Origin of the sequence: Polynucleobacter yangtzensis (assembly GCF_027924165.1) — a bacterium.
GTDB classification, from domain to species: Bacteria; Pseudomonadota; Gammaproteobacteria; order Burkholderiales; family Burkholderiaceae; genus Polynucleobacter; species Polynucleobacter yangtzensis.
This window is the reverse complement of sequence record NZ_AP026973.1, coordinates 964,944-990,775: the sequence shown is the minus strand read 5'-3', so window position 1 is coordinate 990,775 and position 25,832 is coordinate 964,944. Positions and strand designations below refer to the sequence as shown.

Sequence of the window (25,832 nt, the reverse complement as noted above, 5' to 3'; positions counted from 1 at the left end):
TTATGAGATTCAAGTTTAATATTTATGCTACTTTTTTTGTCACCTCAACATTGTTTTATGGGGCCTTATACGCTCAAACAGAAGATCAAATTACAGATTTTGCAAAAGCAGCAAAGTTTAACGATGTAACCACAGTCAAAAGTTTGCTTTCAAAAGGTGTTAGCCCCAATACAACAGATCCAAAGGGCGATCCAATGCTCAATTTGGCCATTAAGGATAGATCTGAAGACGTTATTAATTTGTTAATTGCTAATAAAGCTACGGATGTAGATCTCTCCAATAAGTCTGGTGAAACGCCTTTAATGATTGCCTCTATAAATGGTGATTTACCAGTAGTAAAGAGCCTTGTTTTACAGCGAAAAGCTCAGGTTGACCATATTGGATGGACTCCATTGCATTATGCGTGCGCTAAAGGTCATCTTGATGTTGCACAGTTTCTAATTGCCAATGGAGCCTCTATAGACTCTTTAAGTCAGGGAAATACAACTCCATTAATGATGGCCGTCCAATCCGGCAATGAGGTCCTCGTAAAGCTCTTGCTTGATAAGGGTGCAGACTTGCAACTCAGAAACTCCCAAGGTCTTAGCGCAATTGATATAGCTGTTATTTATGAGAAGCCATGGATTGCACAAGGCTTGCTATCACGCTGGCAAAGGCTATACAAGCAGCCTTATAAGTGGCCTAAAGGAGTTGAGCCCCTGAAGTCTTAATTTGACTATCTGCGTATAATCATTATTATGTCAAATAAGATATCTTTGTAACTTATATCACTTAATCCCATGTCAATTAACTTCCTTCATGACGATAAGCTCCCGATAGTTAACCTATTGCAGAATGCAGATCTTCCTAGCTTTACCACCCTGTTTTCAGAAATCAATACCGATATGGGTAATAGTCAGATCTGGATTGTTCTGATCTTGGCATGTTTAATGCTGACATTCCACGGTGTTGCTGTATTAATGATTGCCGGTGCTTTCCATTGGATTGACCGTAAACTCGAAAATAAGCGCGTTTATGGCGCAAACTTCCTGTCGTACTTTGTCGCAATACTGTTGATCATTGGAAGTCATTTTGTGGAGATTATTGCTTGGGCTTACATTTGCGTAGCCCTCAAGGTATTTGCTACCAATCCACAGACTTTTTATTTTGCTGGTGAAATGTATACAACGGTAGGCTATGGAGACTACACGCTCTCTGAGCATTGGAGAATCCTACCAATCATTATTTCATTCTCTGGTATTTTCGCGGTTTCAATGTCAGGAGCTGCACTATATTCAATGATGGGTGCACTATTGGGGCGACCTAACCAGAGTCCAAAATCCGGCACAGGATTCTAGACTTAAGGTTTTAGGTTTGGAGGCAATGGGTTTTTTTGCTTAAAAACAAGCTCCAGCACCCTGCCATTAGACTCTAGGGAGCGAATACGTCCTGGGAGCCACTCCAAGTCCTTAGCAAGCCAGATATCTACTTGGCGCTTATACGGATCGTTTTCACGTTGCATAAGAGCATAGTGACGATTGATAGTCTTGCCCATGCTTGGAATGTCATCAGACAGGGACTCACCATAGCTTTTGAAATTCCACATCTCAAGAGTGTTGTAGTCGACAACTGGAATTGATCGAATACTGCCAGCCTCATCCATTTTGCTATCACCATTCAATAATGAGGCAAGTTGAAACATGAGACTAAAACGATCTTGGGTACCAGGCAAAATTGCGGGGGTAAATTCAGGTTTTTCAGAAAAGAACATCCGCCCTTCCCCTTTATCGTTTCGATCAAATCGAGAGTAGCGTGGTGCTTTCGTACCACGTTGCGTCCAGTAAATGATTGGCGCAATGCCATAGGAATCTACCGATCCACGTGATTCAAAAATAAATGGGCCAACAAATGCGTACGGAATGTTGATGTATAGGCGATAGCTATTCCCCTCAACAATCCAATCAATCTCGCCGGTTTGATACTGTTGGCCATCAACATATGTGTCGTAATAAATAATTCCTGATTCTGGCAATTTAAATGCAACTCCAGGCTGATCGCCATTTGCACCTAGGTTTCCGTTGCCACTTGAAATGGCTTCAGCTTGAGAATTCGAAGATAAGTTTTTTTTATCAAGCTGTTTTTTTGGTGCCCTAGTCATCTGAATCTTCTTGGGCGGCTCTGTTTTTAGCTCCGTTCTAATGATGAGATCTTCCGCAATAGGCTGAGGATCCTTGTATGAGAAAAACGGTATGCCAAAAAACAATACGAAATGTCCAACTATCGAAAGTAGCAGGGCAGCAAGAAAAATTCGTAATGATTTAATTTTGGGGAAATGAAAATCACTACCCCACCCTCTTTTTAAACTCAGGACAAGCCCTCCAAAAGGCGGCTAGTTTTAGGGAGGTTGGCTGCTAAAAAATCCATTTGATCAGCCAAAATATTACGCCCCTTAAGAATCATGTCCTCATAGAGGCTTGGTAAATAGGGTGTGTACAACAAGCCCATTCCGGCTTGCTCTGGGGTTCGATTACCTTTGCGTTGATTGCATGGTCTGCAGGATATGACTAAATTCATCCAGCTATATTGACCACCACGACTATTGGGAATGATGTGCTCTGCTTCTGCATGGTTTTCATGAATGGCATCACCGCAATAAGCGCATAGTCCCCTATCCCGTTTATAGAGCTTGTGTTTTGTGATAACGGGAACTACATCAAAGAGATTAATTTTGGCGCTACCTTTAACCGCAATGATAGAGTGAAGCTCAATGAAGGATTGTTTGCCAGTCGCGCGAGAAATGCCGCCGCGCATTTTGAAAATGGGATCGCCTAAAGTCCATAAGACGCTGCTATCAGCATATTGCTTCGTAGCCTCTTCTGGGTTGACCCAACCCTGGGGAATTCCACCTGCGTCTAATTTCAAGATGCTCAGCACAAACTCTCCTTTCTAGACCGTATCGAGTGGATAACGGTCGTTTGGAACATCTTACAGAAGAAGATGGCTGCAATCAATCAACCTATTTGGCAATGAACTTCAATACCTTTGGTAAATGTTCTGGGTAATCTGCAATTCCATGATCGCTACCCTCAAGCACCAACTGCTCGGCACCCTTATAAAAATCCACCATCTCCTGCCAATCAAGAAGCTCATCCCCTTTAGCCGCCATTAAGAAATAGCGGGAAGGATTGGTAATTGACTCTACCTGTAGTGCTTTTAATTCATCGATATATTCTGGACGAAAATCGTATGGCTCATCAGTATCGTAGGAAGTAAGCATGCCTACATGTGCTGCCAACTCTCTGGGGGCTCTAACGGCGGGATTCAGTGCGACAGCTTTACATCCATACTTCTCTGCCAAGTAATTTGCATAGTAGCCACCCAAAGAAGATCCAATAACCACCAGGCGATCATGCTGAGATTTTGTAATGTGCGAATTAACCATATCCATGCTTGCCTGAGGAGAAGCTACAAGTTGAGGGCAATACCACTCAATGTGGTTTTCTGAGGTAGACAAGGCTTTAATTGCGTCACCAGTCATTACTGCTTTACTTGAGCGCGGTGAAGAGCGAAAGCCATGAAGGTAAACGATTAAGGTTGAAGGCATGTACGAGTGTCCCAGAGTATGTTGATTTATTTCTATTAATTAAGCGCTTTTATCCAACCCAGTCCAGACTCAGTATGGTTTGCCGGTTTGTATTCGCAACCCACCCATCCTACATACCCAATCTTATCGAGCAGCCTAAATAAGTGTGCGTAATTAATTTCGCCTGTACCGGGCTCATTTCGACCTGGATTATCAGCCAGCTGAATATGGGCAATCTTAGAAATATTTCTCTCTAGCGTTTTACTAAGCTCGCCTTCCATGCGTTGTGCATGATAGATATCGTATTGGATATATAAATTATCAGAGCCAACTTCATTCAGGATATCTAATGCCTGATCAGTTTTGGATAAATAGAACCCAGGGATATCAAACGTATTGATTGGCTCAATAAGTAATTTAATATTGGCCTTTATAAGCTCTGCTGCAGCGTATGTTAAGTTTGCGATGAATGTTTTTCGCAGCAATCCCGGCTCAATTCCTTCGGGGATTTTTCCTGCTAAACAATTCAGTTGGTTTACGCCAAGCACTGTTGCATATTCAATTGCCTTTGTAACGCTCGCCCGGAATTCCTCTATACGATCTGGCAAACAAGCTATACCACGCTCTCCTGCATCCCAGTCTCCTGCCGGCAGATTATGAAGAACCAAGCGAAGATGATTTTGATCTAGCTGTTGGCGAATCTCATTTGGGGAGTATGCATAAGGAAAAAGAAATTCCACTGCCTGAAATCCCGATTTAGCGGCTTTCTCAAAGCGCTCAATAAAAGGATACTCATTAAATAGCATGGTCAGATTGGCTGCAAACTGGGGCATTTCACATCCTTTAGAGTGAATTAACGTACTGGTTGATCTTAACAAACCCTCAGGCGGCTTGGTCTTGCAGAGGTATGAGCCCATTTATGGGTCTCATTGGCTTACAAATAGGCTAAGATTGAATTTAGTAGTTATTTAAATAAGGAAAACTAATATGAAATTTGCTCCGATTGCTATGATGCTTGCTGTGTTTTTCGCAGGAACAACGGCAGTTAACGCCCAGTCCCCATCTGCAACTGGTGCCGCTAAGCCAGTTGTAATCGATGCTGCTGTTACTGATAATATCTATCAGCTATATGAAGGTGAAGTTGTTAAGGTTGATAAGAAAACACGTACCATTACCTTCAAAAATAAAGAGGGTGAGTCTAAATTTGTAGCCGGTCCGGATATTAAGAATTTTGATCAGATTAAAAAAGGTGACCGCGTTAACGTTAACTACGAGTTAGCGGTTGCTATTGAGTTGATTAAAACCAAGAGCGATGGCGTACGTTCTAAGACTGAGACAAATACAGTAACAAAATCTAAATCAACTGAAAAACCCTCTGAGACGATTACGAACAAGACAACCATCATCGCCGATATTGTTGAAGTCAATCGTGAGAAGAAATTGGTTTCTGTGAAGGGGCCAAGCGGTAAGATTACTACCGTTACCGTAAAGAACCCTGCTCTATTGGCAGATGTTCAGGTGGGCGAACAGGTTAAAGTGATTTACTTTGATGCAATGGCTGCTTCCATTACCACTCCTAAGAAGTAAGCTCGACCTTTCTTCTTTGATTAACTCAAAATATTGAAGTAATAAAAAAGCCCCCTATTAAGGGGGCTTTTTAATTGTCTTGGCGGAACGGACGGGACTCGAACCCGCGACCCTCGGCGTGACAGGCCGATATTCTAACCAACTGAACTACCGCTCCAAAATACATCGAGTAACTCAACATCATACATCTTTACAGCTGCCAGAAGAATCTGGCGTCCCCAGGGGGATTCGAACCCCCGTACTCACCGTGAAAGGGTGATGTCCTAGGCCTCTAGACGATGGGGACCTGGACTACAACAAACTACTATTTTAAATGCTTGGTGGAGATAAGCGGGATCGAACCGCTGACCTCTTGCATGCCATGCAAGCGCTCTCCCAGCTGAGCTATACCCCCGAAATCTCGCAATAAAACTACAAGACATTCAAAACAATCCAAGATTTTATCCTATTTTTGTGCAGGTGCGCAAATTCTCTATTGGATGACCTTGGAGAGCCTTTGGATAGCCTCTTCCTTACCCAATACGACCAGCACAGAATCAATTGCTGGGGTTTGGGTGGTGGCAAATAAAGCGTATCTAACTGGCATCGCCAAAGCTGGCATTTTGAGTTGATGCTGTGCTAAAACTTGCTTAAATGCAGCGGCATACCCCTCTTTTGTAGGCTCTGCCGATGAAATAGCAATTACCAAATCTTTTAGCGCTGGAACTACTGATTCAGAGATATTTTCTTTGATTTGATCTGCGCTTAAATCGGGAGCTGGCAAGTAAAACAGCTTTGCACCCTCTGCAATTTCAATCAAAGTATTCGCGCGATCTTTTAGTAAACCCACTACTTTTACAAAATCTGGCCCTGATTCAGTATCGATACCTAAGTCATGAGCAAAAGGTTTTGTGGCTGCTGCCAATTTCTCAGGATCTGCATTCTGAATATATTGATGATTTAGCCAAAGTAATTTTTCTGGGTTATGTTGCGCCGGTGAGCGTCCCAAACTTTCTAAATCAAACCAGCCAACAAATTGCTCTTTAGTGAAGACTTCAGCATCGCCATGCGACCATCCGAGGCGCGCTAAATAATTAAGGATAGCTTCGGGTAAATAGCCCGCTTTCTGGTAATCGCGAACACTCATTGCACCATTTCGTTTGCTCATCTTCTCACCTGAATCATTCAGAACTGTTGGCAAATGAGCGTAAACAGGCGGCGTACCACCTAGCGCCTTCATAATATTGATCTGCCTAGGGGTGTTATTAACGTGATCATCGCCGCGAATAACGTGAGTAATCTTCATATCCATGTCATCAATCACAACACAGAAATTGTAGGTTGGTGTTCCATCAGGCCTTGCAATCACTAAGTCGTCTAACTCATCATTGCTAATCTCAATTTGACCTTTAACTGCATCATTCCAAATCACTGAGCCGCCAATAGGATTTTTAAAACGAATAACAGGATTCACACCCTCTGGCACAGGAGGCAATGTTTTGCCAGGCTCAGGCCTCCACAGACCGTTGTAACGAGGCTTTTCTTTATTAGCCATTTGTTGGTCGCGCAATTGGTTAAGCTCTTCCTCGCTCATATAGCATGGGTAAGCCAGTCCAGATTCGAGCATCTGCCTTACAACTTCGCGATACCGATCAATCCTCTGCATCTGATAAATCGGACCCTCATCTAAATCCAGGCCTAACCAGGCCATGCCTTCGATAATGACATCTACAGCCTCTTGAGTGGAGCGCTCAAGGTCTGTGTCTTCAATCCGAAGAATGAAGTCTCCTTTATTGTGGCGCGCAAAAGCCCATGGATAGAGCGCGCTACGAAGATTTCCCAGATGAATGAAGCCCGTGGGACTAGGGGCGAAACGTGTACGTATATGCATAAATCACATTATCTCAGGTCGTGCTTCATATGACTAAATGCCAAAAAAAGTGGATACTTTGCCCTATGAATGAATTACTTGTATTTATGTGTGATGGCGCCCCAGTTAGGGGAGAAATTGTCTCTATTGGTAGCGCTTGGCAGGCTGTTTTAGAGCGCCGTAATGACCCGCCAGCTGTCCGTCGAATACTGGGGGATTTCGTGGGTGCTGCCACCTTGTTAAGCGCCAGCCTTAAGTTTGATGGCACCCTCATTATTCAAGCCCAAAGCAATGGCCCTATCCAGCTTTTGGTAGTTGAATGTAAATCAGATTTATCCATGAGGGCTACAGTGAAATTGTCTGTAGATCCTTCCGAAATTGCGCCTGATGCAAGCCTGGCAGAACTTTTGGACGTCAGTCAGAGTGGCAGACTCGTAATTACTCTAGACCCCTCCGATCGTGAGCCTGGTCAAGCTCCCTATCAAGGTATTGTGGCCTTACAAGACCATCAAGGCGCGGTCATAAAGCCAGTTTCTAGCGCTGCGGAAGCGATTACACTCTACATGCAAAATTCTGAGCAGTTGGATACAAAGATTTGGCTTGCGTCTAGCGATACCCAGGTAGGCGGCTTACTACTTCAACGCTTACCGAATTCGGGTGGACATGCTCACCTGGATCCTCAGGTTGCCGAGGAAGGATGGTCTCGTATTCAAACCCTTGGTGAAACAATTACTAATGAAGAGTTGTTAACGCTTCCGCCAGAGACTATTTTGAGACGTCTCTTTCTGGAAGAGTCTGCTGAAAACGGTGTACGCAGCTTCCCTGCCCGCACTATTCGGTTTTCATGCAGATGCTCGCGCAATAAGGTGGCAGACATCTTGCGTATGCTTGGTGAAGAAGAAGTTCAGAGCATTCTTGAGGAACAAGGCGCTGTTGAAACTGTTTGTGATTTTTGCGCAAAGCCCTATCGCTTTGATGCAGTTGATTGTCTGCAGGTATTTAAAACGGATTTATTGAGCGATGCTACAAGACCACCTTCTAGTGGCCACTGAGAAATACTTCGACTTACTGTTTTGTAGCCTTAGTGTCGGCTGATTTGTCTGCTGGCAGAATTTGCACAAAGAACTCGCCCTCTTTGATGAGGCCATGCTCAACACGGGCACGTTCTTCAATTGCCCGGGTGCCATCCTTTAAATCCTTTACATCGCCAGCAAGCTTTGCGTTGCGTAAAGCCAAGAGGCTATTTTTAGCCTCTTGAAGCTCTACTTGCCGTTCCATCTCATACACTTTGAGCCACCCACCCTTACCCAACCAAAGCGGGTACTGGATTGCTATTAGCAATACCAGCATGGAGTAGATAACAATACGCATCGCTTTTAGAACTTAAGATTAACGCTTAAGGTTATAAAAGACTGACTTACCTGGGTAAGTAGCCACATCGCCCAAATCTTCTTCAATACGCAAGAGTTGGTTATATTTTGCAATGCGATCTGAGCGAGACAGTGAACCAGTTTTAATCTGGCCAGCATTTGTTCCAACTGCAATGTCAGCAATAGTGCTGTCTTCAGTTTCACCAGAGCGATGTGAAATCACTGCAGTGTAATTTGCGCGTTTAGCCATTTCGATGGCTGCAAATGTTTCTGTCAACGTACCGATTTGGTTAATCTTAATCAAGATTGAGTTAGCAATGCCCTTCTCAATGCCTTCTTTCAAGATACGTGTATTGGTAACAAATAAATCATCACCAACCAGCTGAATCTTCTTGCCGAGTTTTTTAGTGATATCCGCCCATCCATCCCAATCGCTTTCATGCATACCATCCTCAATCGAAACGATTGGGAATTGATCTGCCAAGTTACCAAGATAGTCTGAGAACTCGCTTGAGCTGAGCTGCAAGCCTTCGCCAGCCAAATGATATTTACCATCTTTATAGAATTCGCTAGCAGCGCAATCAAGGGCTAATAGAACGTCTTCGCCAGCTTGGTAACCTGCGCCTTCAATGGCTTTCATAATCGTTTGCAAGCACTCATGATTGCTCTTGAAGTTAGGGGCAAAGCCGCCTTCATCACCAACTGTGGTTGGCATACCCTGCGCACCCAAAATCTTTTTAAGCTCATGGAAAATCTCGGCGCCACAGCGCAAAGCATCACGGAAATTTTCAGCGCCAACTGGCATCACCATGAATTCTTGAATATCTAAACTGTTGTTAGCATGAGCGCCGCCATTGACGATATTCATCATTGGTACTGGCAACTGCATGCCACCTGAGCCACCAAAATAGCGATATAAAGGCAATCCAGCCTCTTCAGCAGCGGCTCTAGCAACTGCCATTGATACGGCCAAGGTTGCATTGGCACCTAAGCGTGCTTTGTTGTGTGTGCCATCTAGCTCAATCAGAGTGCGATCCAAGAAAGCTTGTTCACTTGCATCCAAACCTAGAATGGATTCAGCAATTTCAATATTGATGTTTTGAACAGCTTTTAGAACACCTTTGCCTAAGTAGCGAGCCTTATCGCCATCACGCAACTCAATTGCTTCACGTGAACCTGTGGATGCGCCCGAAGGGACGGCCGCACGTCCCATAACACCAGACTCAAGTAAAACGTCGCACTCAACCGTTGGATTGCCGCGGGAATCTAGAACTTCTCTACCGATGATGTCAACAATGGCGCTCATGCACCTTCTCCTTAAAACAATATGAAATGGGTTTAACGAATCTACTAAAAGTTACTTAAAGCTGTCTTCTAAAAAATTTCCGGTTGATTTAACAACGTCATCAAGCGCGACCAATGATGCAAGCAACTCTTTCATGCGATCGAGTGGCACAGCATTAGGACCGTCAGATAATGCCTTGGCAGGATCAGGATGTGTTTCCATAAAAAGGCCGCTGATACCAACAGCGACAGCAGCACGAGCTAAAACTGGGACGAATTCTCGTTGACCCCCACTAGAGCTTCCTTGGCCGCCTGGCAACTGAACTGAATGCGTTGCATCAAAAACTACTGGCGCCTTAGATTCGCGCAAAATTGCCAAGCTGCGCATATCCGAAACGAGGTTGTTATATCCAAAAGATGCGCCACGTTCACAAACCATAAATTGGTCTGGAAGATTTTTTTCTAATGCTGCAGCGCGGGCTTTTTCAATCACATTCAACATCTCATGCGGAGAGAGGAATTGCCCTTTTTTGAAATTCACTGGCTTGCCACTCTGAGCACAGGCGCGAATGAAATCAGTTTGTCTACAAAGAAACGCCGGTGTCTGCAATACATCTACAACACTGGCAACAGCCTCAATTTCACTGATGTCATGAACATCCGTCAGAACAGATACACCAACCTGTTTCTTTACCTTAGCCAAAATCTCAAGGCCCTTTTCCATCCCCAAGCCGCGAAAAGATGTACCGGATGAGCGATTGGCTTTATCAAATGAAGATTTATAGATAAATGGAATCTTCAAAGCAGCAGTGATTTCTTTCAATTGGCCGGCAATATCAATAGCAGATTGCTCTGACTCAATTACACAAGGACCAGCAATTAAAAAGAAGCGACGATCTAAACCCACGTCATAGCCGCATAGCTTAAATGTGCTCATATTTTTCCTTTATGCCGCCTGCTTTGCAGTGAGCTCTTGATGCACTAATGCAGCGCTGATGAAGGCTGAAAATAATGGATGCCCATCACGTGGAGTCGAGGTAAATTCTGGGTGGAACTGCACCCCAAAGAACCAAGGGTGAATTGATGCTGGTAACTCCATCATCTCTGGCAACCCTTCATTTGGAGTTCTGGCAGAAATAATTAAGCCAGACTGCTCCAATTGGGGAACGTAGGTGTTGTTTACTTCATAGCGATGGCGATGACGTTCATTCACTTCAGCACCATAAATACGATGAGCTAAAGTACCTACTTTTACAGGGCAACGCTGTGAGCCCAGGCGCATAGTGCCGCCTAGATCAGAGTCATTCGTACGCTTCTCAACACGCCCTTCCCTATCAAGCCACTCAGTAATAAGGGCGACAACAGGTTGCTCGGCTTGTGAATCAAATTCGGTACTGTTAGCCTTTGTAAGATTGGCAACATGGCGAGCAAATTCAATCACAGCCAGCTGCATGCCCAAACAAATACCTAAATATGGGACATTGTTTTCACGGGCATAACGAATGGCAGCAATCTTGCCTTCTGTGCCCCGCTTACCAAAACCACCTGGAACCAATATGGCATCAAGATCTCGTAAACAATCAACACCATCTTTTTCGATGTCTTCAGAATCAATGTAATTGATATTGACGCGTGTATGAGTATGAATGCCAGCATGACGTAATGCTTCGATCAGAGACTTGTAAGACTCCGTTAACTCTACATACTTGCCGACCATGCCGATAGTCACTTCATGTTTAGGATTGGCTAACTCATAAACTAAATTTGCCCATACAGAAAGATCGGCAGGCTTTGCCTTGAGATCTAATTGACGGCAAATCAAGTCATCCATTCCCTGTGCATGCAGCATTTCAGGAATTTTATAAATCGTATCTACATCCCATACAGAAATAACGGCCTCTTCCCGGACGTTTGAGAATAGTGAAATCTTCGAGCGTTCATCCTCCGGAATCGGGCGATCAGCACGACAGAGCAATACAGTTGGCATGATGCCAATCTCGCGTAACTTTTGTACTGAGTGTTGTGTAGGCTTAGTTTTTAGCTCGCCAGCACTGTTGATATAAGGCACTAGAGTCAAATGAACAAAGGCGCAGTCATGAAGAGGCAAACGCAAGCTCATCTGCCTTGCAGCCTCTAGAAATGGTAGGGACTCAATGTCGCCAACGGTGCCACCAATTTCACAAATGGCAACATCTGCCTTACCGTCGTGACTTGCTTTAGCGCCACGCTCTACAAATGCTTGAATCTCATTGGTGATGTGCGGAATAACTTGAACTGTTTTACCCAAGTATTCACCGCGACGCTCTTTGCTAATCACGGACTCATAAATCTGTCCGGTAGTGAAGTTATTGCTTTTACGCATCTTTGCAGATACGAAGCGCTCATAGTGACCTAAATCTAAGTCGGTTTCTGCGCCATCTTCAGTAACAAAAACTTCACCGTGTTGGAGTGGGCTCATGGTGCCCGGGTCAACGTTAATATAGGGGTCTAATTTTAGGAGGGTGACTTTCAGGCCGCGGGATTCGAGAATCGCGGCAAGCGAGGCAGCTGCGATTCCTTTCCCTAAAGAAGAAACCACACCACCAGTGACAAAAACGTATTTGGTCATCGCTTAAGCTCTGTTGGAAAAAGTAATTATAACGATAGAGGGTCACCCAGGACAAAACTGAAAATCTGTAATATGGGGTTTCTTATAAAAATTAGCCCATTTTTAGATCCTATGCGCCTTCTATTCGCCGCACTGCTTACCCTCCTCTCCCTTTTCTATTTTTTACCTTTTGCCATCGCATTTAACAAGAAAAGAGCGAATTCTGGCGCCATCTTTGCCTTGAATCTGTTCCTTGGTTGGTCTCTTATTGGCTGGGTAGTTGCCTTAGTTTGGGCTATGAAGGAAGAGAAAGTCCTTTGAGACTCAGTCGAATAACCCCACGTCAAGCTCATGAAATAGAGGATTTTTTTCGGAAAAACCCTTATTTTTTCAATGATTGAGCGTTTTCAGGGCAAATTTGCCCTTTAAAGTCTTATATAAGACTTAAATAAGTAACTATAATTAGCTTAATCGGGAGAGAATTCCCTTTTGGCCTTTCTATTGACCACTTTTACCTCATAGGAAACACAATGTTAGAAGCCTATAACGCCCAAGTTGCTGAACGTGCCGCCCTTGGCATCCCCGCACTACCTTTAACCAAAGATCAGACTGCTGAATTGGTTAAATTGCTAAAAAATCCACCAGCCGGCAAAGAGGCTGAGCTTGTAGAGTTAATTACAAACCGCGTTCCTGCTGGCGTTGACGAAGCTGCAAAAGTAAAAGCTGAGTTTTTAGATGCGATTGCTAAAGGAACAGATAAATCTCCTTTAATTTCACGAGTCAAAGCTACTGAATTGTTGGGTACCATGCTAGGCGGCTACAACATTAAACCGCTAGTTGAGTTATTAAGTGATGCTGAATGTGGCGCCGCTGCAGCTGCTGCACTCAAGAAAACTTTATTGATGTTTGACTACTTCCATGACGTTCAAGAGTTGGCGGAAAAAGGCAATGCTAATGCCAAGTCAGTATTGCAAAGCTGGGCTGATGCCGAATGGTTTACTAGCCGTCCTGCCGTTCCAGAAAGCATGAAGCTCACTGTATTTAAAGTGACTGGCGAAACAAATACTGATGATCTATCACCCGCTCCTGATGCATGGAGCCGCCCCGATATTCCTTTGCATGCAACAGTGATGTTGAAGAACCCACGTCCAGGTATTGAGCCGGATGAAACTGGTGTTCGCGGTCCAATGAAACAAATTGCTGAGTTGCAGAAAAAAGGGAACCAAATTGCTTATGTAGGTGACGTTGTTGGTACTGGCTCATCACGTAAATCTGCCACTAACTCTGTGTTGTGGTGGACAGGTGTAGATATTCCTTTTGTTCCAAACAAACGCTTTGGTGGTGTTTGCTTGGGCACAAAAATTGCTCCAATCTTCTTTAACACTATGGAAGATGCCGGCGCGTTGCCGATTGAGCTTAATGTCTCTGATATGAATATGGGCGATGAGATTGAACTCCGCCCTTATGAAGGTAAAGCCTTTAAAAACGGTAAAGAAATTGCTTCTTTCTCACTCAAGTCACCAGTGATTCTGGATGAGGTTCGTGCAGGTGGACGCATACCTTTAATCGTAGGTCGTGGTCTTACAGCTAAAGCACGCGCAGCCCTTGGTTTGCCAGCCTCTACTGAATTCCGTATTCCTGTTAGCCCTCCTGATAACAAAAAAGGTTTCAGCTTGGCTCAGAAGATGGTTGGCCGTGCATGTGGATTACCAGAAGGTCAAGGCGTTCGCCCAGATACATACTGCGAGCCACACATGACTACAGTAGGCTCACAAGATACTACTGGTCCAATGACTCGTGATGAATTGAAAGACTTGGCTTGCTTAGGATTCTCTGCAGACTTGGTAATGCAATCTTTCTGTCACACATCCGCATATCCAAAACCAGTAGACATTCGTACGCACCATGAGTTACCAGCATTTATGACTAACCGCGGCGGCGTTGCATTGCGTCCAGGTGATGGCGTAATTCACAGCTGGTTAAACCGTTTGCTCTTGCCTGATACTTGCGGTACCGGTGGCGATAGCCATACTCGCTTCCCAATTGGTATCTCCTTCCCTGCCGGCTCAGGACTGGTGGCATTTGCTGCCGCTACTGGCGTTATGCCTTTGGATATGCCTGAGTCTGTATTGGTTCGCTTCAAAGGAAAAATGCAGCCCGGCATCACATTGCGTGACTTGGTTAATGCGATCCCTCTGTATGCCATCAAAAAAGGCTTGTTAACTGTTGAAAAGCAGAATAAGAAGAACGTTTTCTCTGGTCGCATCCTGGAAATTGAAGGCCTACCTGACTTGAAAGTTGAACAAGCATTTGAATTATCTGATGCCTCTGCTGAGCGTTCTGCAGCTGGTTGCGCTATTCAATTAAGCAAAGAGCCAATCATCGAGTACATGCGTTCAAACATCACATTGATGAAGTGGATGATCGCAAATGGCTACGAAGATAAGCGCACTTTAGGTCGTCGCATTAAAGCAATGGAAGCTTGGATCGCCAAGCCGGATTTACTCAAGGCCGATGCAAATGCTGACTATGCTGAAGTAATTGAAATCGACATGAGCGAAATCAAAGAGCCAATCTTGGCCTGCCCTAACGATCCTGATGATGTGAAATTCCTGTCTGAAGTTTCTGGCGAGAAAATTGATGAGGTATTTATCGGCTCTTGCATGACTAACATTGGACACTTCCGCGCAGCAGGTCAAGTTCTTCAAGGCAAAAAGGATATGCCTACTCGTTTGTGGGTAGCCCCTCCTACCAAGATGGACCAAATGATTCTGACCGAAGAAGGCTATTACGGCATTCTGGGTGCTACAGGTGCTCGCATGGAAACTCCAGGCTGCTCACTCTGTATGGGTAACCAGGCGCAGATCCGCAAAGGCTCTACTGCAGTCTCCACATCAACACGTAACTTCCCGAATCGTTTAGGTATCGATACTCGTGTGTATCTGGCTTCTGCTGAGCTCTCAGCTGTTGCAGCACTCTTGGGTCGTTTACCAACGCCTCAAGAGTATTTCGAGCAAGTTGAATCTTTGAATGCTAAATCTGGTGAAGTTTATCGTTACATGAATTTTGACAAGATTAAGTCATTTAGCGATGTTGCAGATACAGTAACTGTATAAGTTGGTATTTCAGCGCTTCTTCGGAAGTGCCGAATATAAAAAGGCGATCTGATGATCGCCTTTTTTTTCTTTGATTGATGAAAGTTTAAATAGAAAGCTTTGATTCTTGGCGTGCATTCTCGCGACTGATGCCGGAAACCCACTTATTGGTAGGTAACCCAGTTTTCTCAAGAATCAATTTAGCTCGCTTTGAGACATCTTTCCATTCAGCCTCAAGTTTAGGGCCCTTGAAAGCGATGGCAACGACATTGCAATCATGAGATTCGGGAAATAACAGAACCCTATTATCAAATGCTTCGCAGATGTTCTTTAGATTCACTTCAAAACTTTTATGACGTGAAAATAAATTCACAGTCATTACACCTGGTCCCTTAAGGATATTGAAGCAACCTTTATAAAATTCTAGGGAACTTGCCGCTGGGCCATCACATATTGCATCATATAAATCAACTTGGACGGCATCAAACAGACCTTTATATTTCTTAACTTTCACAAACTGTTTTGCATCAGTTTGAAGTGTTTCTAATTTACGATCGTCATCAGGCGTAAAAAACATCGATCTAGCCGAAACGATAACTGCAGGATTGAGCTCAACAACCGTGGTCTTCACTGCTGGACAATAGCGATGCTGAAATTTGGTTAATGCACCAGTACCCAAACCCAACTGAGCAATCCGCATTCCAGGTTTAGTTTCCAAAAACAATAACCAGGCCATCATCTGCTGGTTGTACTCAAGGTAAATCTCATCAGGATCGCGCAAGCGCATAGCCCCTTGAATCAATTCAGTACCAAAGTGCAGATAGCGTATGCCACCACTTTCAGAAAATGTAACCGGTTCCATCTATAGAAAGATTATTTAGCCCAACGTCGTGCATTGCGGAAAAGGCGTAACCATGGGCTAGCGCCATCAGGGGTATCCAACCACTCTGGTGGACACCAACTCATCTGCACAGCCCTAAAGACACGCTCTGGATGCGGCATCATAACCATGAAGCGTCCATCTGCTGTCGTAACGCCCGTTAAGCCGCCGGGAGATCCATTGGGGTTCATTGGATAAGTTTCCGTAGGAATACCTTGATGATCTACAAACCGGAAAGAAGCTAATCCCTGCTTTTGAATCTGCTCAAGATTACCTTGTTGGCTAAAGTTTGCATAACCCTCACCATGTGCAATCGCAATGGGAATTTGACTGCCTTCCATGCCTTGAGTAAAGATCGATGGAGATGCCATGATTTCTGCCATCACCAAGCGAGCTTCATACTGCTCGGATTGGTTGCGAGTAAATTTAGGCCATGCTTCAGCACCCGGAATAATTCCGGAGAGATTGCTCATCATTTGGCAACCATTACAGACGCCTAATGCAAAGCTATCCTGGCGATTAAAGAATGTAGAGAACTGATCGCGTAGCTGTTGATTAAAGAGAATAGTTTTCGCCCATCCTTCGCCAGCGCCCAGCACATCACCATAACTAAAGCCACCGCAAGCAATTAAACCTCTAAAGTCCTCAAGCTTTGCTTTGCCGCTAAGCAAGTCGGACATATGGACGTCATAGCTATCAAATCCAGCCCAGTTAACCGAGTAAGCCATTTCTACATGAGAATTCACACCCTGCTCTCGCAAAATGGCGACCTTTGGACGCGCATTTTTAGCAATAAAAGGTGCTGCGACATCTTCTGATGGATCAAAAGTGAGCTTCGGGCTCATGCCTGGGTCCGCAATATTATCTAAGAGCGCAAATTCGCTATCGGCACACGCTGGATTGTCGCGTAAGCGCGCAATCTGGTAACTAGTGTTAGCCCACATTTTTTGCAGCACTTCTCGTGGCTCGGCAAAAATATTCTTGGCATCACGCCAGATCTCAATACGACCGTTGGTATTTGGCTTACCAATGACATGACTGTAAGCGCTAAGACCTAATTTTCTGAGAGTGGCAAATACAGCGTCACGATCTTCTTTTCGTACCTGAATAACAGCACCAAGTTCTTCATTGAATAAAGCGCGCATAGTTTGCTCATGGCGGCGGCCTGAAACCTGTTGCGCCCAGTTCTTAGCATCACCGTAATCTGGCTCCTGCCCTGCATCCATGGCAATCATATCGACGTTCATAGAGATGCCGCAATGTGATGCAAAAGCCATCTCTGCAACGCATGCAAGTAATCCGCCGTCAGAACGGTCGTGATAGGCCAACAGCTTGCCTTCTTTGCGGAGCGCGATGATTGCAGAGGCTAAAGATTTGAGGTCTTCTGGGTGATCAACATCCGGAGCCGTTTTCCCTGACTGGTCTAGGACTTGAGCCAAGATACTTCCAGCCATGCGATTTTTACCGCGACCTAAATCAATCAAAATAAGCTCTGTCTCCAAAGGAGATCCGGTTTGATCTTTTAAGCGCAGAAGTGGAGTTGATGTCTTGCGAACATCCTGCACTGATGAAAATGCAGAAATAATCAAGGAGACTGGAGCAACTACTTTTTTAGCCTCATTACCATCTTGCCATGCAGTGGACATCGATAAGGAATCTTTTCCTACTGGAATGGAGATTCCAAGAGCGGGACACAACTCCATACCAATAGCTTTAACTGAGTCATAAAGCTTGGCATCTTCACCCGGAGCTCCACATGCTGCCATCCAGTTTGCCGAGAGTTTCACACCCTGAAGATTTGCAATATCTGCAGCCAAAAGGTTTGTAACGGCCTCACCAACAGCCATACGGGCTGCTGCGGGAGCATCGATAACCGCCAATGGAGTTCTTTCTCCCATGGACATCGCTTCGCCACGATAGCCCTTGTAATCCATCATAGTGACGGCACAGTCAGCGACAGGAACCTGCCATGGACCGACAAACTGATCACGAGCATTAAGACCGCCAACAGTTCTATCGCCAATCGTAATTAAGAAAGATTTACTAGCAACCGTTGGTTGCTGTAATACCCAAGCAATAGATTGGGCTAGATCAGCATCGGTTACGTCTAGCTCTTTAAACTCTTGCGCAACACGTTTGACGTCTCGATGCATCTTCGGAGGCTTGCCTAGCAATACCTCCATCGGCATATCAATTGGTGAAGCAGCGTCTGAGCCGGCAGCCTGCTTAGAATCACTCAGTGTTAACTGACGCTCAGAAGTTGCTTCTCCAACAACGGCAAATGGACAGCGCTCACGCTCGCAAAATGATTTAAATAAATCTAAATCTTTCGCTTCAATTGCTAAAACATAACGCTCTTGAGACTCGTTGCACCAAATCTCCGCAGGACTCATGCCACTTTCTTCAAGGGGCACGTTTCGGAGTTTAAAAGCAGCGCCTAGGCCAGCGCCATCGGCTAATTCTGGGAAGGCGTTTGATAATCCGCCTGCACCGACATCATGAATGGAAACAATCGGATTGCGATCGCCGAGAGCACGACAAGCATTGATCACTTCTTGTGCTCTACGTTCCATTTCTGGATTACCGCGTTGCACAGAATCAAAATCCAGATCTGCAGTATTCGTGCCTGTTGAAACAGAGCTACCAGTAGCTCCGCCCATACCAATACGCATTCCAGGGCCGCCGAGTTGAATAAGTAAATGCCCTGCTTGAATTGCTTTTTTCTCAGTATGAATTGAGTCGATGCTACCAATACCACCTGCAATCATGATGGGCTTGTGATAACCGCGACGAGTTCCATCTAAGGTCTGCTCAAATACACGGAAATATCCACCTAAGATTGGTCTACCAAACTCATTATTAAATGCAGCGCCACCTAAGGGGCCATCAATCATAATTTGCAATGGTGTTGCAATGCGTTCTGGCTTGCCATATTTCTCAGCTTCCCATGGAAGATCTGTACCTGGAATATTTAAATTAGAGACAGAGAATCCTGTAAGACCTGCTTTAGGGCGACCACCAACACCAGTTGCACCCTCATCGCGTATCTCTCCACCAGCACCAGTAGAAGCACCAGGAAATGGCGCAATGGCTGTGGGGTGATTATGAGTTTCAACCTTCATTAAGGTATGAACTAAACGCGTATCTTTTTGATAGCGATGATCTGCACCCTGGGGAACCCAAGTCTCTGCCTCACATCCAGCCATTACTGCAGAGTTATCGGAGTAGGCAACAATCGTACCCTCTGGATGTAGCTGATGAGTGTTGCGAATCATGGCGAACAATGAGCGTTCTTGATCATCGCCATCAATTGTCCAGCTTGAATTAAAGATCTTGTGACGGCAATGCTCGCTATTTGCCTGAGCAAACATAATCAACTCAACATCAGATGGGTTGCGTTGAAGACGAGTAAAACTTTCTACAAGGTAAACAACTTCATCATCCGATAAGGCAAGACCTAAATCTTGATTTGCCTTATCAAGAGCTGCTCTGCCCTCAGTCATTACTGGAATGCGTGCTAAAGGCTTGTCCTCTAAAGATTGATACAAAGCATTAGCCGCATCGGTTGAATCGATAACCGCTTCAGTCATTCTGTCGTGGACCGCAGCCAACACCAATTGTTTTTGCTCTGGAGTTAGAGTCTTTTTGCTCTTCCATGAAAACTGAACGCCGCGCTCAAGTCGCAGAACATCCAATCCGCATTGACGAGCAATATCAGTTGCCTTACTAGCCCAAGGTGAAACAGTTCCAAACCTAGGAATAACAATCGCAGATTGGTCCTCTGCTTTACCTTTTCCAAACCAGGATTTACCTGGGTTTATTTTGGATTGAAATGGCTGACCGTAGGTCAATAGACTTGCCATGACTTCCTGGTTCGTGGAGCCTAACTCTGCCTCAGACCAAATAAAATGAAGGTATTGAGCCTCTATAGACTCAAGATCAATCCCTTGGGCAGCCAAAGACGCTAAAAGTCGCTGTTGGCGGAAGGGGGAAAGCGCGTCAGCGCCGGGCAAAAAGTGGAAAAAAGACATCCCTAGATTATAAGGTTTTGCCTACAGCAAGCGACCGCCCTGAAGGTGCAGTTGCCGCTGGCACCGATCAGCCAAGGCCTGGTCGTGGGTAACCAAAATAAGGGTCGAATTATTGGCCTGATTTAGCTCAAAAAGGAGCTCAATCACCCTATTTCCGCTGGCCTCGTCCAGGCTGCCAGTTGGCTCATCCGCAAATAAGATGGCGGGCTTCATGATGAAAGCCCTTGCCAACGCAACACGTTGCTGCTCTCCGCCTGATAGGGTCTTGGGGAAATGGTTGGCGCGCTCCCGTAAGCCCACTTGCTCTAGCCAATGCAGAGCATTTTCCTTGGGCATATCCAAGCCATTGAGCTCGGCAGGCAGCATTACGTTTTCAAGTGCTGTTAGATGCGGAAGCAATTGGAATGATTGAAATACAAACCCTACTTTTTGCCCCCTCAAAAGCGCCCTACCATCCTCATCCAATTCACTTAGGTTTTGTGATACCAGCTCAACGCAACCGCTAGAAGGAATATCTAATCCAGCCAAAAGACTGAGTAAGGTGCTCTTACCGGAACCCGACGCTCCTGTAATGGCAACACTCTCGCCTTGAAAGACATCGAAGCTAATGTCGTGCAAAATAGTTAACGATCCGTCGCTAGATAAAACTTGTTTACCTAGATGTATCGCACTAAGGACCTTTACTGGATTACTCATAAATGAATCGATATATTGGGTTGAGCTTCTTGAGTAAAAAAATGAAAGCCCTAACGTCGGCTATTGCTCTATTTTGCCTGTTTATTTCATTTGGCACCTTAGCTCAGACAAACCAGACCATTTTGGTGATGGGTGATAGCCTGTCTGCAGAATACGGTCTCGTCCGTGGATCTGGCTGGGTCAAGCTATTGGAAGAGCAGCTTCAAAAACAAAGCAGCCCATGGAATGTGTTTAATGCCAGCATCAGCGGGGAAACGAGCTCTGGCGGTCTTTCCCGACTGCCTAAGCTGCTGGAGCAAAAAAAGCCTGGCATTGTATTTCTTGAGCTCGGCGCAAATGATGCCTTGCGCGGTTTGTCCATCCAAGAATCCAATAAGAATTTGCGCAAGATGATTCAAATGAGTAAGCAAGCTGGGGCAAAAGTACTTCTATTCGGAATGCAGATTCCACCAAATTATGGTCAAGAATACACCCGGGAATTTAAGGATCTTTATGCAAAACTAGCGGCTCAAGAGAAAGTGCAATTACTCCCCTTCTTTTTAGGTGGAGTTGCATCCGATATCAGCCTATTCCAAGCTGACCGCATTCATCCAAATGAAAAAGCACAAACCATTCTCTTTAAAAACGTATGGGGCGCTATGACCCCATATCAAACAATGCTTAAAGGTAGCTAGCTTAGCTTCCGGAACCAGATGACATTGGCTTCAGTGGATTGATTACTTTCACTCCAGCAACATCCCTCCAGTAAGCCATGAATCCTGCAAACTCAGACTGGGCTGCTAAAGCCTGGATTTGTTGGGCTTGTGCTTTATGAACTTTGGCATCAACAACAGTTGGTTGACGAACTTGATCAACACGATACAGGGTGGCTCCAACGCCAGGGTTGCTAACTGATACGAGGGCCGGGAATTTATCTTGGCTAATGGACATTATCTGATCAAGCGCACCACCAACTAAATTAGCTGGTTTATTTCTGGAAACCCAAACTGGGCTAGCAAAACCTGATGCGCTTTTAGGATCCTTTTCTAATGCAGCATAACGATCGGCAGCGGCATTAATTGCCAGCTTCTCAGCCAAACGCTGACTCACTTGACGCTTCACTTCCGCAGCAACATCTTTGTATGGAAGCGTTTGCGCAGGATGAAAAGTTACTACTCGAGCAGAAACAAATACGCCTGGGGATGTTTGCACTGCTTCAGTATTGCGCTTGTTCTTAACGGCCTCATCACCAAAGAGAGATTGAACAACCTTTGGATTGGCTAGCGGGTGATCCTTTGCAACACCAGAGGCGCCAGAGCGGGTTACGCCCTTTTGAATTTGAACATTCAGCTTCAATTTATCTGCGGCCGGCTTAAGACTATCTGATTGGTCATAAGTCATGTTGGCAAACTGATCAGCCTTTTCACTAAATACCTTAGCATCTTCCTTTGGATCGGCTTTAAGAACAATGTACTCAACATCCACATACTCAGGACTCTCAAACAGCTTGGCATTTGCGGTATAAAAGGCTTGCAACTCCTCTTGCGAAGGATTTACTTTGGATAGGTAATCCTTGGCATCAAAAGACATCGCTTGCACTTGACGCTCCGTCTCATATAGAGTTGAGATAATTTCAGATAATTTAGGGCTACCGATTTCAGTGCGCGCCACTGAGTTCACAAGCTGACCAATCTTTAAATCAAATGCTTGGCTAGCGTAAAACTGCTCTTCATTCATTCCATTGCTTGCTAGCAATTGCTTGAAACGAGCGTCATCAAAACTACCATCTTGCTTATACAGAGCGCGAATCTGTGGAATATTTTGTAAGCTTTTAACCAGAGCCTCTTTGCCTACTTGCAAACGAAGATCGCCAACAGCAAAACCTAAAATTCGTTGTTGCAGCAACTCATTCAAAATAGCCTGTCTGAATTGGAGGCTTTGAGCAATCTGCGCATTACCACCTACACGTTCTGCTTGGCGTTTAGCTGCTGTATCTACTTCTTGTGCAGTAATAGGTTTGCCGTTGATTTTGACTAGATCCGTCTCTTTGTCTAAAAAGCTGGAATAGCTTGAGATGCCAAAAAATGCAAATGACGGAACAATCAAAAGCATTAATACAAATTGCAGAATTCGCTGGTGTTTACGGACGGTATCAAACATGAAAAAGTTCGCTAGTAAAAAATATGAATACTAGGAGTGTACTAGGGTAATGAGCTTGGTATTGAAACGCCAGAGCAGGCTTAGAAGAGGTAATGCTGGTAATAATTTGGTGGGCGCTGAGAGGCTCGAACTCCCGACATTCTGCGTGTAAGGCAGACGCTCTACCAACTGAGCTAAGCGCCCCAAAATATTACAAGGTGAGATTGTAACCTAAGCGTGGATTTCGGGGGAAATTTCCGCTAAATCGACCTCAAACGATGGGATCAATTTAACGGAAAACCGCCCTATTTTCAGTGCTTAAGAACGTCTGCAGCTGCGCCCTTGTCGTTTGCCTTGCTGGCCTCTGCTGCCTTTTTAGCAAGCTCTTCCGGCGTAGGGTCTGGCAAAGCTTCTGGCATACGCTCTAGTGCCAACTCCAGCACTTTATCGATCCAACGAACGGGAACTATCTCAATTGCATTCTTAACGTTATCTGGAATGTCGATGAGATCTTTTACGTTCTCCTCCGGAATCAAGGCCAGCTTAATACCCCCGCGATGGGCAGCCAAGAGTTTTTCTTTCAAGCCACCAATTGGAAGCACTTCTCCGCGTAAAGTAATCTCACCAGTCATGGCAACATCCGATCGAATCGGAATGCCAGTAAATACTGAAACCAAGGCTGTTGTGATTGCGATACCTGCAGATGGACCATCCTTAGGTGTTGCGCCATCAGGGAAGTGGATATGAATATCCTTCTTCTCAAAAGACTCATCGGCAATACCTAGGCGCTTAGCTCTAGAACGAACAACAGTTCGAGCCGCCTCCACCGATTCCTTCATCACATCACCGATAGAGCCAGTGCGAGTAATAACCCCTTTACCAGGCATTACAGCAGCTTCAATGGTGAGCAAATCACCTCCCACCTCAGTCCAAGCCAAGCCAGTGACTTGACCCACTTGATTCTCTTTACCAGCTAAACCAAAGTCATACATACGAACCGAAAGGAACTTCTCTAAGTTATCCGCATTCACAACAACTGGAGCCGCCTCTTTTTTCAAGAGCAAGAGCTTGACTACCTTACGGCAGATCTTGCTAATTTCACGCTCTAAAGAACGTACACCAGCTTCGCGTGTGTAGTAGCGAATCATATTCCGCACGGCACTATCTTCAATCTTGAGTTCGTCTTTTTTCAAGCCATTATTTTTGATTTGTTTAGGAATCAAATAATTAACAGCAATACTAGTTTTTTCATCCTCTGTATAACCAGCCAAACGAATAATTTCTAGACGATCCAATAGCGGACCTGGAATATTCAAAGAATTCGAGGTCGCCACAAACATGACATCGGAGAGGTCAAAATCTACCTCAACATAGTGATCTTGGAATGTATGGTTTTGCTCTGGATCCAAAACCTCCAACAAGGCACTGGCCGGATCTCCGCGGAAATCCATGCCCATCTTGTCAACTTCATCCAAGAGGAATAAAGGATTACGAACACCAACCTTAGTAAGACTTGTCAGAATCTTGCCAGGCATTGAGCCTATGTAAGTTCTGCGATGACCACGAATCTCGGATTCATCACGCACTCCACCTAAAGCCATACGCACAAACTTTCTGTTCGTGGCGCGTGCAATGGATTGACCAAGCGAAGTTTTACCAACGCCTGGAGGGCCCACCAAGCAAAGAATAGGCGCCTTAACACGATCAACTCGTTGTTGAACTGCGAGGTACTCCAGGATACGCTCTTTAACCTTGTCCAAACCGTAGTGATCTTCATCCAATACTTTTTCAGCATTGGTGAGGTCATTATTAATCTTGGTTTTTTTCTTCCAAGGCAAATTCACCAGCGTGTCGATAAAGTTACGGATAACCGTTGCCTCAGCGGACATGGGTGACATTAATTTTAACTTCTTGAGTTCGGATTCTGCTTTTTTCAAAGCCTCCTTAGGCATACGTGCAGCTTTAATGCGCTTCTCTAGTTCTTCTAGATCAGCACCCTCTTCGCCTTCACCTAATTCTTTCTGAATTGCTTTAACTTGCTCATTCAAGTAGTACTCGCGTTGACTCTTTTCCATCTGACGCTTTACACGTCCACGAATACGTTTCTCTACCTGAAGAATATCAATCTCACTTTCGAGATCAGCTAACAAGCTTTCTAAGCGCTGGACAACATCAGTCATTTCAAGCAAGCGCTGTTTCTGCTCAAGCTTTACTGGTAAGTGTGCGCAAATGGTGTCGGCTAAGCGGCTTGGATCATCGATCCCACCTAATGAAGACAGGATCTCCTGAGGTACCTTTTTGTTGAGTTTTACGTATTGATCGAACTGAGCCATGATTGCGCGACGTAATGCTTCTGTTTCATGCGCATCGATAGCGTTAATGGCTGTTGGTGTTGCTTCACAATTGAAGTAGCCAAGGCTATCTTCAATTTGACTCACTTCAGCACGCTGAACACCTTCAACCAATACTTTGACAGTGCCATCAGGCAATTTCAACATTTGCAAAATGTTGGCAATACAGCCAACCTCATACAGATCTTCAATAACAGGCTCATCCTTAGCGGCCGCTTTTTGAGCCACTAAAAGGACATTTTTGCCAGTTTCCATGGCAGCTTCGAGGGCTTTAATGGATTTAGGGCGACCCACAAACAAAGGGATCACCATATGAGGAAATACAACTACGTCCCTTAATGGGAGTAAAGGTAGCTGAATGGGTTCAGAGGGTAGTAATAAGTGGCCAGGCATGGGGCAAATCCTCCAAAGTAATCAATCCT

21 protein-coding genes and 4 tRNA genes are annotated in these 25,832 nt (G+C 44.9%); 7 read left to right on the top strand and 18 right to left on the bottom strand.

Annotated elements, in window-relative coordinates:
- Positions 1–2 precede the first annotated feature (2 nt).
- Together QMF28_RS05150 and QMF28_RS05145 are read left to right on the top strand one after the other, a co-directional pair.
- Positions 3–710, top strand: coding sequence for an ankyrin repeat domain-containing protein (locus QMF28_RS05150; RefSeq protein WP_281741462.1), 708 nt, complete (start codon positions 3–5; stop codon positions 708–710).
- Positions 711–779: 69 nt separating this feature from the next.
- Positions 780–1,337, top strand: a complete 558-nt coding sequence (locus tag QMF28_RS05145) for an ion channel (RefSeq protein WP_281741460.1) — start codon at positions 780–782, stop codon at positions 1,335–1,337.
- Between the two features lie 2 nt (positions 1,338–1,339).
- On the opposite strand, the gene QMF28_RS05140 is transcribed toward QMF28_RS05145, so the two are convergent.
- The 4 genes from QMF28_RS05140 to hyi form a co-directional block, all read right to left on the bottom strand.
- Positions 1,340–2,242, bottom strand: a complete 903-nt coding sequence (locus tag QMF28_RS05140; protein WP_281741458.1) for a DUF3108 domain-containing protein — start codon at positions 2,240–2,242, stop codon at positions 1,340–1,342.
- 101 nt (positions 2,243–2,343) lie between these two features.
- Positions 2,344–2,913 carry an HNH endonuclease gene (locus QMF28_RS05135; protein ID WP_425594907.1) on the bottom strand — a complete coding sequence of 190 codons (570 nt, stop codon included), beginning with the start codon at positions 2,911–2,913 and terminating at the stop codon, positions 2,344–2,346.
- 82 nt (positions 2,914–2,995) lie between these two features.
- Positions 2,996–3,583: a YqiA/YcfP family alpha/beta fold hydrolase gene (locus QMF28_RS05130; protein WP_281743571.1), complete on the bottom strand. Its 588-nt coding sequence runs from the start codon at positions 3,581–3,583 to the stop codon at positions 2,996–2,998.
- 35 nt (positions 3,584–3,618) lie between these two features.
- Positions 3,619–4,395, bottom strand: coding sequence for a hydroxypyruvate isomerase (gene hyi, locus QMF28_RS05125; RefSeq protein ID WP_281743569.1), 777 nt, complete (start codon positions 4,393–4,395; stop codon positions 3,619–3,621).
- Between the two features lie 154 nt (positions 4,396–4,549).
- Between hyi and QMF28_RS05120 the strand changes: the two genes are divergently transcribed.
- The gene (locus QMF28_RS05120; RefSeq protein ID WP_281743568.1) at positions 4,550–5,149 is read left to right on the top strand and encodes a hypothetical protein; all 600 of its coding nucleotides are present in this window, start codon (positions 4,550–4,552) and stop codon (positions 5,147–5,149) included.
- Between the two features lie 80 nt (positions 5,150–5,229).
- Here the strand turns inward: QMF28_RS05120 and QMF28_RS05115 are convergent.
- The 4 genes from QMF28_RS05115 to gltX all read right to left on the bottom strand — a co-directional run bounded on the left by QMF28_RS05115 (position 5,230) and on the right by gltX (position 7,019).
- Positions 5,230–5,306: transfer RNA gene (locus QMF28_RS05115), tRNA-Asp, on the bottom strand.
- A 53-nt stretch (positions 5,307–5,359) separates the two neighbouring features.
- Positions 5,360–5,435, bottom strand: a tRNA-Glu gene (locus tag QMF28_RS05110).
- A 32-nt stretch (positions 5,436–5,467) separates the two neighbouring features.
- Positions 5,468–5,543, bottom strand: a tRNA-Ala gene (locus tag QMF28_RS05105).
- 78 nt (positions 5,544–5,621) lie between these two features.
- The gene (gene gltX / locus QMF28_RS05100) at positions 5,622–7,019 is read right to left on the bottom strand and encodes a glutamate--tRNA ligase (RefSeq protein ID WP_281743567.1); all 1,398 of its coding nucleotides are present in this window, start codon (positions 7,017–7,019) and stop codon (positions 5,622–5,624) included.
- 65 nt (positions 7,020–7,084) lie between these two features.
- Here gltX and hslO point away from each other — a divergent pair, with 65 nt between their 5' ends.
- Entirely contained in the window at positions 7,085–8,050 is a 966-nt protein-coding gene (gene hslO, locus QMF28_RS05095) for an Hsp33 family molecular chaperone HslO (RefSeq protein ID WP_281743566.1), read from the top strand.
- Between the two features lie 13 nt (positions 8,051–8,063).
- Here hslO and ftsB read toward each other — a convergent pair whose 3' ends face one another.
- From ftsB to pyrG, 4 genes are read right to left on the bottom strand one after another with little or no spacing between them, the layout of a single operon-like run.
- Positions 8,064–8,369: a cell division protein FtsB gene (gene ftsB, locus QMF28_RS05090; RefSeq protein WP_068322859.1), complete on the bottom strand. Its 306-nt coding sequence runs from the start codon at positions 8,367–8,369 to the stop codon at positions 8,064–8,066.
- A gap of 18 nt (positions 8,370–8,387) precedes the next feature.
- A complete protein-coding gene (eno, locus tag QMF28_RS05085) occupies positions 8,388–9,674 on the bottom strand; it encodes a phosphopyruvate hydratase (protein WP_068322856.1) in 1,287 nt (428 codons plus the stop codon).
- A gap of 51 nt (positions 9,675–9,725) precedes the next feature.
- Positions 9,726–10,589, bottom strand: coding sequence for a 3-deoxy-8-phosphooctulonate synthase (gene kdsA / locus QMF28_RS05080; RefSeq protein WP_281743564.1), 864 nt, complete (start codon positions 10,587–10,589; stop codon positions 9,726–9,728).
- Between the two features lie 9 nt (positions 10,590–10,598).
- Positions 10,599–12,260: a CTP synthase gene (gene pyrG / locus QMF28_RS05075; RefSeq protein ID WP_281743562.1), complete on the bottom strand. Its 1,662-nt coding sequence runs from the start codon at positions 12,258–12,260 to the stop codon at positions 10,599–10,601.
- Positions 12,261–12,332: 72 nt separating this feature from the next.
- Between pyrG and QMF28_RS05070 the strand changes: the two genes are divergently transcribed.
- Both QMF28_RS05070 and QMF28_RS05065 read left to right on the top strand, forming a co-directional pair.
- Positions 12,333–12,560: a superinfection immunity protein gene (locus QMF28_RS05070; RefSeq protein ID WP_345739822.1), complete on the top strand. Its 228-nt coding sequence runs from the start codon at positions 12,333–12,335 to the stop codon at positions 12,558–12,560.
- A gap of 209 nt (positions 12,561–12,769) precedes the next feature.
- The gene (locus tag QMF28_RS05065) at positions 12,770–15,355 is read left to right on the top strand and encodes a bifunctional aconitate hydratase 2/2-methylisocitrate dehydratase (protein ID WP_281743559.1); all 2,586 of its coding nucleotides are present in this window, start codon (positions 12,770–12,772) and stop codon (positions 15,353–15,355) included.
- 85 nt (positions 15,356–15,440) lie between these two features.
- Here QMF28_RS05065 and QMF28_RS05060 read toward each other — a convergent pair whose 3' ends face one another.
- From QMF28_RS05060 to QMF28_RS05050, 3 genes are read right to left on the bottom strand one after another with little or no spacing between them, the layout of a single operon-like run.
- Entirely contained in the window at positions 15,441–16,196 is a 756-nt protein-coding gene (locus QMF28_RS05060) for a spermine/spermidine synthase domain-containing protein (RefSeq protein ID WP_068322843.1), read from the bottom strand.
- An 11-nt stretch (positions 16,197–16,207) separates the two neighbouring features.
- Entirely contained in the window at positions 16,208–20,245 is a 4,038-nt protein-coding gene (gene purL, locus QMF28_RS05055; RefSeq protein WP_281743558.1) for a phosphoribosylformylglycinamidine synthase, read from the bottom strand.
- 21 nt (positions 20,246–20,266) lie between these two features.
- Positions 20,267–20,941 carry an ABC transporter ATP-binding protein gene (locus tag QMF28_RS05050; RefSeq protein ID WP_281743556.1) on the bottom strand — a complete coding sequence of 225 codons (675 nt, stop codon included), beginning with the start codon at positions 20,939–20,941 and terminating at the stop codon, positions 20,267–20,269.
- A gap of 41 nt (positions 20,942–20,982) precedes the next feature.
- On the opposite strand from QMF28_RS05050, the gene QMF28_RS05045 reads away from it, so the two are divergent.
- Complete coding sequence (locus QMF28_RS05045; protein ID WP_281743554.1) at positions 20,983–21,615, top strand: arylesterase; 633 nt, start codon at positions 20,983–20,985, stop codon at positions 21,613–21,615.
- Between the two features lies 1 nt (position 21,616).
- On the opposite strand, the gene QMF28_RS05040 is transcribed toward QMF28_RS05045, so the two are convergent.
- The 3 genes from QMF28_RS05040 to lon all read right to left on the bottom strand — a co-directional run bounded on the left by QMF28_RS05040 (position 21,617) and on the right by lon (position 25,803).
- Positions 21,617–23,080, bottom strand: a complete 1,464-nt coding sequence (locus QMF28_RS05040) for a peptidylprolyl isomerase (RefSeq protein WP_068322834.1) — start codon at positions 23,078–23,080, stop codon at positions 21,617–21,619.
- A gap of 107 nt (positions 23,081–23,187) precedes the next feature.
- Positions 23,188–23,263 (bottom strand) — tRNA-Val (locus tag QMF28_RS05035).
- A gap of 107 nt (positions 23,264–23,370) precedes the next feature.
- The gene (gene lon / locus QMF28_RS05030) at positions 23,371–25,803 is read right to left on the bottom strand and encodes an endopeptidase La (RefSeq protein ID WP_068322830.1); all 2,433 of its coding nucleotides are present in this window, start codon (positions 25,801–25,803) and stop codon (positions 23,371–23,373) included.
- Positions 25,804–25,832: the final 29 nt, after the last annotated feature.